Origin of the sequence: Stenotrophomonas sp. GD03654 (assembly GCF_029845105.1) — a bacterium.
Classification (GTDB): Bacteria; Pseudomonadota; Gammaproteobacteria; order Xanthomonadales; family Xanthomonadaceae; genus Stenotrophomonas; species Stenotrophomonas africana.
In genome coordinates, this window is the sequence record NZ_JAOCLC010000029.1 from 1 (window position 1) to 13281 (window position 13281).

The 13281-nt window shown below is 67.3% G+C and carries 12 protein-coding genes; 8 read left to right on the forward strand and 4 right to left on the reverse strand.

Annotation, left to right across the window (positions count from 1 at the left end):
• Positions 1–329: 329 nt before the first annotated feature.
• Entirely contained in the window at positions 330–1541 is a 1212-nt protein-coding gene (tyrS, locus tag N5J73_RS12155; RefSeq protein ID WP_049448583.1) for a tyrosine--tRNA ligase, read from the reverse strand.
• Positions 1542–1708: 167 nt separating this feature from the next.
• Here tyrS and N5J73_RS12160 point away from each other — a divergent pair, with 167 nt between their 5' ends.
• Both N5J73_RS12160 and N5J73_RS12165 read left to right on the forward strand, forming a co-directional pair.
• On the forward strand, positions 1709–3181 hold the full coding sequence (locus tag N5J73_RS12160) for a peptidoglycan DD-metalloendopeptidase family protein (RefSeq protein WP_049448585.1): 1473 nt from the start codon (positions 1709–1711) through the stop codon (positions 3179–3181).
• A 66-nt stretch (positions 3182–3247) separates the two neighbouring features.
• The gene (locus tag N5J73_RS12165) at positions 3248–4375 is read left to right on the forward strand and encodes an anhydro-N-acetylmuramic acid kinase (protein WP_080354931.1); all 1128 of its coding nucleotides are present in this window, start codon (positions 3248–3250) and stop codon (positions 4373–4375) included.
• 106 nt (positions 4376–4481) lie between these two features.
• Here the strand turns inward: N5J73_RS12165 and N5J73_RS12170 are convergent, their stop codons facing one another.
• The 3 genes from N5J73_RS12170 to N5J73_RS12180 form a co-directional block, all read right to left on the reverse strand.
• Complete coding sequence (locus tag N5J73_RS12170) at positions 4482–4712, reverse strand: hypothetical protein (RefSeq protein ID WP_005420465.1); 231 nt, start codon at positions 4710–4712, stop codon at positions 4482–4484.
• A 78-nt stretch (positions 4713–4790) separates the two neighbouring features.
• Positions 4791–6164, reverse strand: a complete 1374-nt coding sequence (locus N5J73_RS12175) for an MFS transporter (protein ID WP_032128445.1) — start codon at positions 6162–6164, stop codon at positions 4791–4793.
• Positions 6161–6961, reverse strand: coding sequence for an exodeoxyribonuclease III (locus tag N5J73_RS12180; RefSeq protein WP_005412008.1), 801 nt, complete (start codon positions 6959–6961; stop codon positions 6161–6163). Before N5J73_RS12180 ends, N5J73_RS12175 begins: the two co-directional genes overlap by 4 nt.
• Before the next feature lie 162 nt (positions 6962–7123).
• Here N5J73_RS12180 and pyrE point away from each other — a divergent pair, with 162 nt between their 5' ends.
• From pyrE to kdpC, 6 genes are all read left to right on the forward strand, one after another.
• Positions 7124–7783 (forward strand): orotate phosphoribosyltransferase, encoded by a 660-nt coding sequence (pyrE, locus tag N5J73_RS12185; RefSeq protein ID WP_049448676.1) that lies wholly within the window; start codon positions 7124–7126, stop codon positions 7781–7783.
• Positions 7784–7802: 19 nt separating this feature from the next.
• Complete coding sequence (locus N5J73_RS12190) at positions 7803–8465, forward strand: hypothetical protein (RefSeq protein ID WP_049448678.1); 663 nt, start codon at positions 7803–7805, stop codon at positions 8463–8465.
• A gap of 243 nt (positions 8466–8708) precedes the next feature.
• Positions 8709–8801: a potassium-transporting ATPase subunit F gene (locus N5J73_RS12195; protein ID WP_005407770.1), complete on the forward strand. Its 93-nt coding sequence runs from the start codon at positions 8709–8711 to the stop codon at positions 8799–8801.
• Positions 8802–8813: 12 nt separating this feature from the next.
• The gene (kdpA, locus tag N5J73_RS12200) at positions 8814–10523 is read left to right on the forward strand and encodes a potassium-transporting ATPase subunit KdpA (protein WP_049448680.1); all 1710 of its coding nucleotides are present in this window, start codon (positions 8814–8816) and stop codon (positions 10521–10523) included.
• A gap of 10 nt (positions 10524–10533) precedes the next feature.
• Positions 10534–12591: a potassium-transporting ATPase subunit KdpB gene (gene kdpB / locus N5J73_RS12205; protein ID WP_049448682.1), complete on the forward strand. Its 2058-nt coding sequence runs from the start codon at positions 10534–10536 to the stop codon at positions 12589–12591.
• Positions 12588–13238 (forward strand): potassium-transporting ATPase subunit KdpC, encoded by a 651-nt coding sequence (kdpC, locus tag N5J73_RS12210; RefSeq protein ID WP_049448684.1) that lies wholly within the window; start codon positions 12588–12590, stop codon positions 13236–13238. The genes kdpB and kdpC overlap by 4 nt, the downstream gene beginning before the upstream one ends.
• Positions 13239–13281 lie beyond the last annotated feature (43 nt).

Here is a 13281-nt window from a genome sequence, read left to right on the forward strand (position 1 = left end):
TCCCGTGTGCTGCGAAGTTTCCTTCGTAGCGAGCCGCCCATTATGCCAGACTTTTTCAGTCCGTCAACACCTTCGTTCGATCATCTCGTTCGGCGGTGGTGGGCACCCTGTTGTCGCTGAAGCCCTTTGGTGGCGACCCCTGCGACGGGGGAGGAGAAGTATGTCCCTATTCCCATCGTTTGTGAAGGGGGTGTGGCGATTTTTTTCACCGGATGTTGCATCCGTTCATCCGTCGTGCTGCGGGAGGCCCCCGCCAAGAGCAGCCAAGCGTGGGCTTGGCTCTACAGGAGCATCAAGGAAGGGCCGGCTGCGCCGGCCCTTCCTTTGTCTCAGGCAGCGACCAGGCGCACGCGGGCGAAGGTGCGCTTGCCGACCTGCAGCAAGCCCTCGAAGCCCGGCTGCAGCACCTGCTGGCCGTCTTCCACTACTTCGCCGTCCACCTTGACCGCGCGTTCCTTGAGCTTGCGGTTGGCTTCGGAGTTGCTCGGGGTCAGTCCGGCCGCGGTCAGCAGTGCGGCGATACGCAGGCCTTCGGCCGGGATCGCCACGTCCTGCAGCGGCAGCTGGGTGATGTCGCCCTGCCCGGTCACCGCCGCTTCCCAGCCGGCAATGGCCTGCTCGGCCGCCGCAGCGTCGTGGAAGCGGGTCGCCAGTTCACGCGCCAGGCGCAGCTTGACCACGCGCGGGTTCAGGCCGCCATTGGCCACCTGCTCGCGCAGCTGCACGGCTTCAGCCTGGCTGATGTCGAAGGACAGCAGCTCGATCCAGCGCCACATCAGGGCGTCGTCCACCTTCATGGTCTTGGTGACGATGTCGATGGCCGGCTCGCTGATACCAATGTAGTTGCCCAGCGACTTGGACATCTTGTTGACGCCGTCCAGGCCTTCCAGCAGCGGCATGGTCAGCACCACCTGCGGCTTCTGGCCGTGGTGTTCCTGCAGGCCACGGCCCATCAGCAGATTGAACTTCTGGTCGGTACCGCCCAGCTCGACGTCGGCCTCCAGGGCCACCGAGTCGTAGCCCTGCACCAGCGGGTACAGGAACTCGTGGATGGCGATGGACTGCTGGGCGGCGTAGCGCTTGGCGAAGTCGTCGCGCTCGAGCATGCGCGCCACGGTGTGCTGGCCGGCCAGGCGGATCATGTCGGCCGCACCCATCTTGCCGAACCACTCCGAGTTGAAGCGGACTTCGGTACGGCTGCGGTCCAGCACCTTGAACACCTGCTCTTCATAGGTACGCGCGTTGGCCAGCACGTCCTCGCGGCTGAGCGGCTTGCGGGTCAGGCTCTTGCCGGACGGATCGCCGATCATGCCGGTGAAGTCGCCGATCAGGAAAATGACCTGGTGGCCGAGGTCCTGGAACTGGCGCATCTTGTTCAGCAGCACCGTATGGCCCAGGTGCAGGTCGGGCGCGGTGGGGTCGAAGCCGGCCTTGATCCGCAGCGGACGGCCTTCCTGCAGGCGCGCACGCAGATCCTCAAGCTTGAGGATCTCGTCGGCACCGCGGCCGATCAGGGCAAGGGCTTCTTCAATCGAGGACACGTGACTACTCCCGGCAACGCCGATTCTTGTGTGGGGTGTTAAAGCAAAGTTAACCCGATTGGCTTCACAAAAGCCAATGGGCACAAGGGTTTGACGCGGTTTTCTCAGGTGTCTATGGTAACCGGCGATCAGGCCCGCGCTCCCGGGCTGCCAGGAAAAAACCGCCGATGCACAATTCCGAACAAGGGCGCGCACGCAAGCAGCGCTTCCAGGAACGCCTCCACGTCCTGCACGACAACGCCCTGCATCGGAAGCTCAGGCAACATCTTCCCGCCGCCTTCAATGAACGCTGGACCCGGCGCCATTGGATGCACGCCAGCCTGTTCGCGACCATCGGCGCCCTGGTGGCGACCATCGTGCCCGGCTTCTCGCACACCATCGACGCGCCCTTCGCCGACAGCCATACCAGCCTGGCGCTGCCGTTGCCGCCGCTGACCATGGCCCGCCAGCAGCAGGTACCCGGTGACAGCTGGCAGGTGCTGCGGGTGCAGCGCGGCCAGACCCTGAGCGATCTGTTCGACAAGGCTGGCATCCCGGCCACCACCCTGCACCGGGTACTGGACCATCCGGGCGCGCGTGAGGCGCTGACCAAGCTGCGCCCGGGTGCCGAGATCGCCTTCGACATGCCGCTGTCCGGTGACCTGCGCAGCATCCGCTTCGACCGCGATGCCGAAAACCGGGTGGAACTGAGCCTGGCCGGCGACGACATCAAGGAGAAGGTGACCCAGCGCGAGACCTCTACGCGCACCGTGGTCACCAGCGGCGAGATCACCAGTTCGCTGTATGCCGCGGCCCGACGGGCCGGCCTGTCACCGTCGGCGATCGCGACGATGACCGACGACATCTTCAAGTACGACATCGACTTCTCGAAGGACCTGCAGCCGGGTGACCGCTTCAGCGTGGTGATGGATGAAACCTGGCGCGAAGGCGAGAAGGTGGACACCAGCAAGATCCTGGCGGCGACCTTCACCACCGGTGGCAAGACCTATTCCGGCTTCCGCTTCGACCGCAACGGCAAGTCCGAGTACTACGACATCAACGGCCGCTCGCTGAAGAAGAGCTTCATCCGCATGCCGATCCCCTTCGCACGCTTGAGCTCGACCTTCGGCGCGCGCAAGCACCCGGTGCTGGGCAAGATGCGCATGCACAAGGGCGTGGACTACGCCGCGCGCACCGGCACCCCGATCATGGCCGCCGGCGATGCCCGCGTACAGTTCGCCGGCGTGCAGCGCGGCTACGGCAATGTGGTGATCCTCGACCACGGCCGCGGCCATACCACCCTCTACGGCCACATGTCGCGCTTTGCGAACATCAAGACCGGCCAGCGGGTGGCCCAGGGCACGGTGATCGGCTATGTCGGCTCGACCGGCCTGGCGACCGGCCCGCACCTGCACTACGAATTCCGCGTCAACGGCGAGCACCGCAACCCGCTGACCGTGACCATGCCGCCGCCGGAGCCGCTGAAGGGTGCCGAGCTGGTCGCCTTCCGTGCGCAGACCGCGCCGGCGATGGCCCGCATCCAGGGCATGGAGAAGCTGATCTACGCCGACGCCAGCCCGGCACCGACCAGCCGCGACGAGGCCGCCCCCGAGGTTGCCAGCGCCAAGGACAGGCAGGCGACCGGCCGCAAGCGCGGCTGAGCGCCCTGCGTTGACGAAGAAGGACGCGGCAGCCCAAGCTTGCCGCGTCCTTTTTTTATGCCTGCCATGAACACGACTGCCGACGCTGACGCCCCCCTGTACCTTGGCCTGATGTCGGGCACCAGCGCCGATGGCATCGATGCCGCGCTGGTGCAGTTCCCCGCCGGCGGCGGCTGCCGCTTCGTGCACGGGCTGACCGCCCGCTGGGAGCCGGTGCTGCGTGCGCGGCTGGTGGCGCTGGGTGAGGGCGGCCCGCTGGACTCGCTGGAGGAGCTGGGCGAGCTGGATGCGCGGATCGCGATCAACTTCGCCGAAGCCGCCAACCAGCTGCTGGCCGAGGCCGGCGTGGATCGCAGCCAGGTGCGCGCGATCGGCTCGCACGGCCAGACCGTGCGCCATCGCCCGCTGGCCAACCCCGCCTTCACCGTGCAGTTGGGCGATGGCAACCGCATCGCGGAGCTGACCGGAATCACCACGGTGTCCGACTTCCGCCGCCGCGACGTGGCAGCCGGTGGCCATGGCGCACCGCTGATGCCGGCCTTTCACCTGGGCATGCTGGGCACCGCCGATGAGGACCGCGCGGTGCTCAACCTGGGCGGCATCGCCAACCTGACCCTGATCCCGCGCGAAGGTGCGGTGCGTGGCTTCGATACCGGCCCGGCCAACGCGTTGATGGATGCCTGGTGCCAGCGCCACACCGGCCGCACCTTCGATGCCGACGGCGCCTACGCCGCCAGCGGCGCGGTGGACGAAAGCCTGCTGGCCGGCTGGGGTTCGGACCCGTGGTTCGCGCTGCCGCCGCCGAAGAGCACCGGGCGCGAGCAGTTCCATCTGGCCTGGGCTGAGGCGCACATGGGCGAAGGCCAATACGCTGCCGCCGATGTGCAGGCCACCCTGCTGGAGCTGACCGTGGCGACGGTGGCCGATGCGCTGCTGGCGCAGCAGCCGCAGACCCGGCGCCTGCTGGTCTGTGGCGGCGGGGTGCGCAACCGGCAACTGATGAAGCGCCTGGCGGCGCGGCTGCCGGGGGTGCAGGTGGAGTCCAGCGCGGTGCACGGGCTGGACCCGGAGTACGTGGAGGCGATGGGCTTTGCGTGGTTGGCGCAACGGACGATGGACGGGCTGGCCGGCAATCTGCCGAGCGTGACCGGGGCGAAGGGCCCGCGGATCCTGGGTGCGATCCACCTGGCGTGAGTGGCGTCATCCGCGCAGGTGAGGCACCGTTGTAGAGCCGAGCCATGCTCGGCTTCGCGTGGGCCGGGCCAAGAGCAGCCGAGCATGGCTCGGCTCTACAAAGGCGCTAATCGAAGCCCTGCCCTGCGGGCAGGGCCTGCAGGGCGGCGATGGCGTCGGAGAGGGCGTCCACTTCGGGATCGCCGAAGCCGGAGCGAACCTCAAGTTCACTGCTGAACAGACCCTGCTCCAGCAAGGCAGCGCAGGTCTGTTCGTGGGTCCAGCCGCGGGCGACCGCGACACGTCGGATGCGTTCCAGCAGCAGCGGGTCCAAGTCCCGCAGCACAACGTCGGCCATGCTCACTTCCCCGTTCGCAAGGCACCGCCCCCTCGGCGCGTCGGGGGCGATGATCCCGCAGACCGGGCGGGCAGGCAATCAGGTGGCGCTGGCGGCCTGACGACGGCGCTGCTGCAGGATCAGCAGGGCGCAGAGGATCACCACCGGGATCGCCACCAGCGCGGTACCGACGAAGAACAGCGCGTAGCCTTCCAGCAGCGTCCGACCCTGTGCGAGCGTCTGTACCGACCACCCGGAGAGCCCCTTGAGCGCCTTGCCGGGCATTGCGTAGAACGAACTCAGCAGCGCGTACTGGGTTGCGGTATATCCGATGCTGGTCAGGCTCGACATATAGGCGATCAGCGCCGTACCGGCGAAACCGCTGGCGAAGTTGTCGATTGCCATGGCCACGGCGAAATGGGTCGTGTCCGGGCCCGAATAGGCCAACCAGGCAAACGCCAGGTTGGAGGCCGGACCCAGCACGGCACCCACCATCAGCGCCGCCAGCACCCCCCAGCGAACCGAGACCAGGCCCGCCGCAGCAATGCCGACGAAGGTCGCGACCAAGCCCACCGAGCCACGCACAGCGCCAACGGTGTCCTCGTCCAGGCCAAGATCGACGTAGAACGGATTGGCCATCGGCCCCATGACGAAGTCGGCCATGCGATAGACGCTGATGGCCACCAGGATCAGGATCGCGCCACTGCGATGCTCGCGGACGAAGGCGATGAACGGCCCCGCCACGGCGTCGAACAGTCCGCGCGGCGTCCACAGGGAGGTCGCCTGTGCCTGCACGGCAGCCACTTCCCGCGCGGGTTCACGGGCCATGACCACGGCCACCACGCCAAGCGCCATCAGCACAGCCATGATCTCGTAGGAGACCTGCCAGCCAACACGGGCCGCGATGATCAGGATCAACGCATCTGTGACCAGCAATGCAGTGCGGTAGCCCAGTGCGGAGGATGAGGTCAGCAGTCCAAGCTGCTCGCTGTTGTCAGCACTTTCAATGCGCCAAGCATCGATGACGATGTCCTGGGTGGCCGAAGCAAACGCCACGATCACGGCCATCACGCCGAACACGACAATGTGCTGCCAGGCGATGCCCAGGAACTGGATCTGGCCCCCCTTCGGCTGGACCAGCGCCATGCCGACCAGGCCCACCACCACAACCAGCTGCGACAGCAGCATCCAGCCACGGCGGCGGCCAAAGCGGCCGAACAGAGGCACGTCGGTCTTGTCGACGATCGGTGCCCACAGGAACTTCATGGTGTAGGCCAGCCCGACCCATGACAGGAAGCCGATCGTGCTCAGCTCGATGCCTTCCTTGCGCATCCAGAAGCCGAGCGTGTTGCCCACCAGATAGATCGGCAGGCCGGAACTGAAGCCGAGCAGCAGCATCGCCAGCACCTTGCGCTGGCTCAGGTTGGAAACCACCTGCTGCCACGGCCGGCGCGGCTTGGCAGCCTCGGTCACAGGTCGTAGTCCACGGTGAACGGCGCGTGGTCGGAGAAGCGCTCGTCGCGGTAGATCGAGCAGCTGCGCAGGCGGTCACGCAGGCCCGGGGTGATGAACTGGTAATCGATGCGCCAACCGACGTTGTTGGCACGGGCGGCGCCGCGGTTGCTCCACCAGGTGTAGTCCTCGCCGGTGGGATTGAGCAGGCGGTAGGCATCGGCCCAGCCACGGCCGGCGGCGACATCAGTGGCCTGGCCGTGGTCGGCGCACAGGGCGTTGAGCCAATCGCGCTCCTCCGGCAGGCAGCCGGAGTTTTTCTGGTTGGACTTCCAGTTCTTGATGTCCAGCGCCGAACGCACGATGTTCCAGTCGCCGCACAGCACGTAGTCGCGGCCGCTGCGCGCCCACTCCTCCAGGATCGGCCGCAGCCATTCCATCACTTCGAACTTGAAACCCTGGCGCAGGTCGCCCGAGCTGCCGGACGGGATATAGAAGGAGACCACGCTGAGGTTGCCGTAGCGTGCCTCGATGTAGCGGCCTTCGTCGTCGAACGGGGCCCAGCCCAGCGAGGTGATGACCTGGTCCGGCTCGCGCTTGCTGTAGATCGCCACACCGCTGTAGCCCTTCTTGGTGATGGCATCGCGGTAGAAGCAGTGGTGGCCATCCGGGCGGAACATCGGGTCGGTCAGCTGGTCTTCCTGGGCCTTGGTTTCCTGGATGCACAGGACGTCGGCGTCCTGGGCACGGAACCAGTCGAGGAAGCCCTTGGTCGCGGCGGAACGGATGCCATTGGCGTTGAAACTGATGATGCGCATGCGGGGGACCTGCGGCGGGAAACCGGGCAAGCATACCGGTTGCCCGTGGGGCTGCGCAGTCCGCCAAGCCGGGCTGCGATGCCCTTCACACGGGCCCGGACGAGCGCGAAACGCCCAGCTGGATTAGGATTTGTGCTCCAAATGAAGATGAATCGAGTTTTGATGAGCGACCACCGCCACCGTTTCCTGCAGCTGGCCCTGACTGCCGACGCCCTGCGCTTCGGCCAGTTCACCCTCAAGTCCGGCCGGCTGAGCCCCTATTTCTTCAACGCCGGTCGTTTCGACTCCGGTTCGCTGCTGTCGCAGCTCGGCGCCTGCTACGCCGATGCCATCGATGCCACCGGAATCAAGTACGACGTGGTGTTCGGCCCGGCCTACAAGGGCATTCCGCTGGCCACCGCGATGGCCTGTGAGCTGGCCCAGCGCGGCCGCGACCTGCCGCTGTCGTTCAACCGCAAGGAAGCCAAGGACCACGGCGAAGGTGGCCAGCTGATCGGCGCCGACATGCAGGGCAAGCGCGTGCTGATCGTCGACGACGTGATCACCGCCGGTACCGCGATCCGCGAAGCGCTGGGCATCATCCGCGCCGCCGGTGGCACCCCGGCCGGCATCGTGGTGGCGCTGGACCGTCAGGAGATCGCTTCGGAAACCGATCGCCGTTCGGCGGCGCAGTCGGTGGCCGAGGAAGCCGGCATTCCGGTGATCGCCGTGGCATCGCTGGCCGATCTGCTTGATTTCGCCTCCGGCAACCCGGAACTTGTGGGTTACCGGCAGCCGCTGGAAGCCTACCGGGCCCAGTACGGCGTCCGTTCGATCCGCTGACCGACCCAGGGGAAAGGTCATGTCCCGAGTTCCTGCTGTGCTCTTTGCCGGCCTGCTGCTGGCCGTACCGTTCACCGTGCCGGCGCAGCCGCGGGGCGGCGACAAGACGGAAAAGAAGCTGTACTGCTGGAACGAGGGCAAGGAGCGGATCTGCAGTGATTCGCTGCCGGCCGATGCGGTCAACCATGCCCGCGAGGAATTCAACGCGAAGAGTGGCCTGCGCAATGCGCAGGTCCAGCGCGCGTTGACCGACGAAGAGCGCGCCGCCGCCAGCACGGTGGCCGCGCAGCAGCAACTGGATCTGATGGCCGAGCAGACCCGCCAGCGCACCGAGCAGGCGATGCTGACCACCTATGGCAGCGAGGACGACCTGCGCCGGGTGTTCGCCGAGCGCCAGGAAGTGCTGGACAACAACCTGAAGACGGCCGAGTACAACGTCACCAGCCTGCGTGAGTCGCTGGTGGCTCTATTGTCGGCGGCCGGTGACCGCGAACTGGCCGGTGCCAAGGTGGCCGACAAGCAGGCCGAGGCGATCCGCCAGCGGCACGTGCAGCTGCAGTCGCAGCAGCGCCTGCAGGCCGGGTTCCTGCAGCAGCAGCAGGCGCTGAAGGCTGAGATCGACAGCACCCTGCAGCGCTATCGCGAGCTGAAGGGGCTGGTGCCGGCGAGCCAGGCTCCGTGATTCCCGGGTAGAGTCGAGCTTGCTCGACTGTTCCTGCCCGAGAATCAGTCGAGCAGGCTCGACTCTACGGAAAGCATCACCCGGCATGGCGGGGGATACAGAAGGCGGGGCCTGGTTACGGCTTGGCCCATCGAATTTATGCACTCTTTACGCGTCGGCCCGGTCCGGCGCGTAGTGCGTTTATGGGGGGCAGGACGACGATGACGGCCTGAGGTGGAGGGGTTCCACCAGGACGCTATTGCAATGTCCCCCTGGCTGTCGTTGTTGTGTGGCGTGCTGGTGCTGGTCGCCGCCGCCTATCTTCTTTATGTCGTGCTGCGGCCCGAGTCGTTCTGAGCGGAGCCGGCCATGACTGAGATGCTTGTGATTATTGCCGCCAGCCTGCTGCTGGCGTGGCCGCTGGGCCTGTACCTGGCCCGCGTGATGCGTGGCACGCCGATGAAGGTCGACGTGCTGTTCCACTGGATCGAGAAGCCGCTGTACAGGGTGTTCGGTGTCGATCCATCGCGCTCGATGTCCTGGCGCGGCTACGTGCTGGCCTTCGTACTGAGCAACGTAGTGGTCGCGGTACTGACCCAGGCGGTGTTCATGACCCAGGCCTGGCTGCCGCTGAATCCGGATCAGATCCCGAACATGCGCTGGGACACCGCGCTGCACACGATGATCTCGTTCCTGACCAACACCAACCAGCAGCACTATTCGGGCCAGGCGCAGCTGTCCTACCTCTCGCAGATGACCGGCATCACCGGCCTGCAGGTGGTGACGCCGATGATGGGCCTGGCGCTGGCGGTGGCCACGCTGCGCGCGTTGTTCTCGCGTGCGCCGCAGACTGCGGCGGCCACCGGCAGCGGCGATGACCGCCAGGTGGCGGTGGGCAACTACTACGTGGACGTGGTGCGCCTGTGCGTGCGCTTCCTGCTGCCGCTGTGCCTGGTGTGGACGCTGGTGCTGACCAGCCAGGGCGTGCCATCGACGATGGCCGGTGGCCCACAGGCCACACCGATCGATGCCAGTGCCGGCATGGCCGCACAGAAGCTGCCGTTGGGCCCGGTAGCGGCGATGGTCGCGGCCAAGCAGCTGGGCGCCAACGGTGGCGGCTGGTACGGCCCGAACAGCAGCTTCCCGCTGGAAAACCCGACCCCGGTATCGAACATGCTGGAAGTGGTCGGCATCCTGCTGGTGCCGATGGCGGTGATCTTCATGATCGGTGCGTTCACTGGCCGGCGTCGCTTCGGCGCCCTGGTGTTCAGCTGCATGCTGGGCATGTCGCTGCTGTCCACCGGCGCGATGATGTGGAGCGAAGGGCATAGCGCCAGCGCCGCCACCCCGCTGCTGATGGAAGGCAAGGAAGTGCGCTTCGGTGCCGACGGCACTGCGCTGTGGGCGGCGGTGACCACCCAGGTCTCCAACGGTTCGGTCAACGGCATGCACGATTCGCTGGCACCGCTGAGTGGCGGCATCGCGATGGTCAACATGCTGGTCAGCGCGATCTGGGGCGGCATCGGTTGTGGCCTGCAGCAGTTCATCGTGTACCTGCTGCTGGGTGTGTTCCTGGCCGGGTTGATGACCGGACGTACGCCGGAACTGTTCGGCCGCAAGCTGGAGACGCCACAGGTGCGCCTGCTGGCCCTGCTGGTGCTGCTGCAGCCGATCACCCTGCTGGTGTTCACCGCGATCACCCTGGCCGTACCCGGCCTGGCGGGCACCTCCAACCCCGGTTTCCATGGCATCAGCCAGGTGTTCTACGAGTACGTCTCGGCCTACGCCAACAACGGCTCGGGCTTCGAAGGGCTGGGTGACGCCACGCTGTGGTGGAACCTGAGCTGCTCGCTGGTGCTGCTGCTGGGCCGCTTCCCGCTGCTGATCATCCCGCTGGTGGTGGCCGCACAGCTGGCCGCCAAGCGCCAGGCGCCGGAGTCTGCCGGCAGCCTGCAGATCGAAACCCCGACCTTCGCCCTGACCCTGGTCTCGGTGATCGTCATCCTGACCGTGCTGCAGTTCATGCCGGCGCTGGTACTCGGCCCGATCGCCGACCACCTGAGCCTGGGACTGCACTAAGGACACCCCGATGAGTACCCACGCAAGTTCAACCCGTAGTTCCCCTGCAGCGCGCCCTGCCCTGCTCGATGCCGCCGGCCTGCGCCGTGCGCTGGTCGAGGCGGTGCTGAAGCTGTCCCCGATGCACCTGGTGCGCAGCCCGGTGATGGCGGTGGTGATGGCCGGCACGATCGTCGCCGCCATCGTCACCCTGACCGGCAATGCGCCGCTGGGCTTCGGCCTGGCGGTGACCGCGATCCTGCTGGTGACCGTGTTGTTCGGCAACTTCGCCGAAGCGGTGGCCGAGGCGCGCGGCCGTGGCCAGGCCGCGTCGCTGCGCCGTGCCCGCCAGGATCTGGTGGCACGCCGGCTGGCTGCGCCGCAACCGGGCGCGGCCGAAGCCCAGGTACCGGCCGCCGAACTGCGCCCGGGCGACCATGTGATCGTCAGTGCCGGTGAGCTGGTACCGGCCGATGGCGAGATCGTGCAGGGCCTGGCCACCATCAACGAAGCGGCAGTGACCGGCGAATCGGCACCGGTGCTGCGCGAGGCCGGTACCGACCGCTCCGGCGTGATCGGCGGCACCAAGGTGCTGTCCGACCAGATCATCGTGCGGGTGACCGCCGAGCCGGGCCACAGCTTCCTGGACCGGATGATCGCGCTGGTGGAAGGTGCCAACCGCCAGAAGACGCCGAACGAGATCGCGCTGACCCTGCTGCTGGCAGCGATGACGCTGACCTTCCTGGTGGTGGTGGCAACGCTGCCGGCGATCGGTGCCTCGGTGGGCGTCAAGGTCGACCCGCTGTTGCTGATCGCGCTGCTGGTGTGCCTGATCCCGACCACCATCGGCGGGCTGCTGCCGGCGATCGGCATCGCGGGCATGAACCGTGCGCTGGCCGCCAATGTGCTGGCCAAGTCGGGCAAGGCGGTGGAAGTGGCCGGCGACGTCGACGTGCTGCTGCTGGACAAGACCGGCACCATCACCTACGGCGACCGCCAGGCCAGCCATTTCCACCCGCTGGCCGGCATCGACGCCAGCCAGCTGCGCGAAGCAGCCCTGCTCTCTTCGCTGGCCGACCCGACCCCGGAAGGCAAGTCGATCGTGCGCCTGGCGCGCGAACAGGGTTGTGCCACCGCCGAACCGGACCATGCCGAGTACCTGGCCTTCAGTGCGCAGACCCGCATGTCGGGCGTGGATCTGGAACATGGGCGGCAGATCCGCAAGGGTGCCGCCGATGCGATCCGTGCCCATGTACAGTCGCTGGGCGGCAATGTGCCGGCTGAACTGACCGGTCGCGTCGAGCAGGTCGCACGCAACGGTGCCACCCCGCTGGTGGTGGCCGAGGGCCGCCACGTGCTGGGCGTGATCGAGCTGTCGGACGTGGTCAAGCACGGCATGCGCGAGAAGTTCGCGCAGCTGCGGGCGATGGGCATCCGCACGGTGATGATCACCGGCGACAATCCGCTGACCGCCGCCGCCATCGCCGCCGAAGCCGGTGTCGACGACTACATCGCCGAGGCCCGCCCGGAAGATAAGCTGGCGCGCATCCGCCAGGAACAGGCCGGTGGCCGCTTGGTGGCCATGGTCGGTGACGGCACCAACGACGCGCCGGCGCTGGCCCAGGCCGACATCGGCCTGGCGATGAACTCCGGTACGCAGGCGGCGAAGGAAGCCGGCAACATGGTCGACCTCGATTCGGACCCGGCCAAGCTGCTGGCAGTGGTGGAAGTGGGCAAGCAGCAGCTGATCACCCGCGGCGCGCTGACCACCTTCTCGCTGGCCAACGACGTCTCCAAGTACTTCGCGATCCTGCCGGCGCTGTTTGCCGCTGCCGTTCCCACCATGGCCGCATTGAACGTGATGCAGCTGTCGAGCCCGCGCAACGCGGTGCTGGCGGCACTGATCTTCAACGCCCTGGTGATTCCCGCCCTGATTCCGCTCGCCCTGCGTGGCGTGCGCTTCCGCCCGGCCACCGCAACGGCGCTGCTGCGCCGGAACATGCTGGTGTACGGCCTCGGCGGCGTGCTGCTGCCGTTCGCGGCGATCAAGGCGATCGACCTTCTTCTTGTCCTGGTATTCGGCGCATGAACCGTACTGTTTCCACTTCGTCTTCCCTTCCGCGCGAACAGAAGGCCGAGACCCGCGTGGCCAGCCTGCAGGATGGCGCAAGCTGGCGCCCGGCCATCGGCCTGGGCCTGGCCACGCTGCTGCTGGCCGGCGCGGTCTACGCCGGCATCGCCACCGGCTTCGCCGGTCTGGCTTACCCGACCCAGGCCGAGGGCAGCCTGCTGCGCGATGGCAACGGCCAGGTGCGCGGCTCGGCCTGGCTGTCGCAGCCGTTCACCGGTGACGGCTACTTCCAGGCACGTCCGTCGGCCGCCAACTACGACCCGATGGCGGCGGCCGGTTCCAACCTGGCGCGCAGCAACCCCGCGCTGGCCGAGCGCGTCGCTGCCAGTACCGCTGCGGTGGCTGCGCGCGAAGGTGTCGCGCCGGCGCAGGTGCCGGCGGACCTGGTCACCCAGTCTGGTGGTGGCCTCGATCCGCAGCTGTCGCCGGCTGCAGCGCAGCTGCAGGTAGCTCGCGTGGCGCGTGCCCGTGGCTTGCCGGTGGAACGCGTGCAGGCGCTGGTGCAGGCGCATACCGAAGGCCGCCAGTGGGGCCTGTTCGGCCAGCCGCGGGTGAACGTGGTGACGCTGAACTTCGCGCTGGATCACGCGGCGAAGGCGCCGTGATGCCGGCCTGCACCGGCTGCGCGCACAATGGCGGCCATGACAG

Coding starts and splice junctions, on each gene's coding strand:
- N5J73_RS12160 (WP_049448585.1), top strand. CDS start 1,709: ATGCACAATTCCGAACAAGGGCGCGCACGCAAGCAGCGCTTCCAGGAA.
- N5J73_RS12165 (WP_080354931.1), top strand. CDS start 3,248: ATGAACACGACTGCCGACGCTGACGCCCCCCTGTACCTTGGCCTGATG.
- N5J73_RS12170 (WP_005420465.1), bottom strand. CDS start 4,712: ATGGCCGACGTTGTGCTGCGGGACTTGGACCCGCTGCTGCTGGAACGC.
- N5J73_RS12180 (WP_005412008.1), bottom strand. CDS start 6,961: ATGCGCATCATCAGTTTCAACGCCAATGGCATCCGTTCCGCCGCGACC.
- pyrE (WP_049448676.1), top strand. CDS start 7,124: ATGAGCGACCACCGCCACCGTTTCCTGCAGCTGGCCCTGACTGCCGAC.
- N5J73_RS12190 (WP_049448678.1), top strand. CDS start 7,803: ATGTCCCGAGTTCCTGCTGTGCTCTTTGCCGGCCTGCTGCTGGCCGTA.
- N5J73_RS12195 (WP_005407770.1), top strand. CDS start 8,709: ATGTCCCCCTGGCTGTCGTTGTTGTGTGGCGTGCTGGTGCTGGTCGCC.
- kdpA (WP_049448680.1), top strand. CDS start 8,814: ATGACTGAGATGCTTGTGATTATTGCCGCCAGCCTGCTGCTGGCGTGG.
- kdpB (WP_049448682.1), top strand. CDS start 10,534: ATGAGTACCCACGCAAGTTCAACCCGTAGTTCCCCTGCAGCGCGCCCT.
- kdpC (WP_049448684.1), top strand. CDS start 12,588: ATGAACCGTACTGTTTCCACTTCGTCTTCCCTTCCGCGCGAACAGAAG.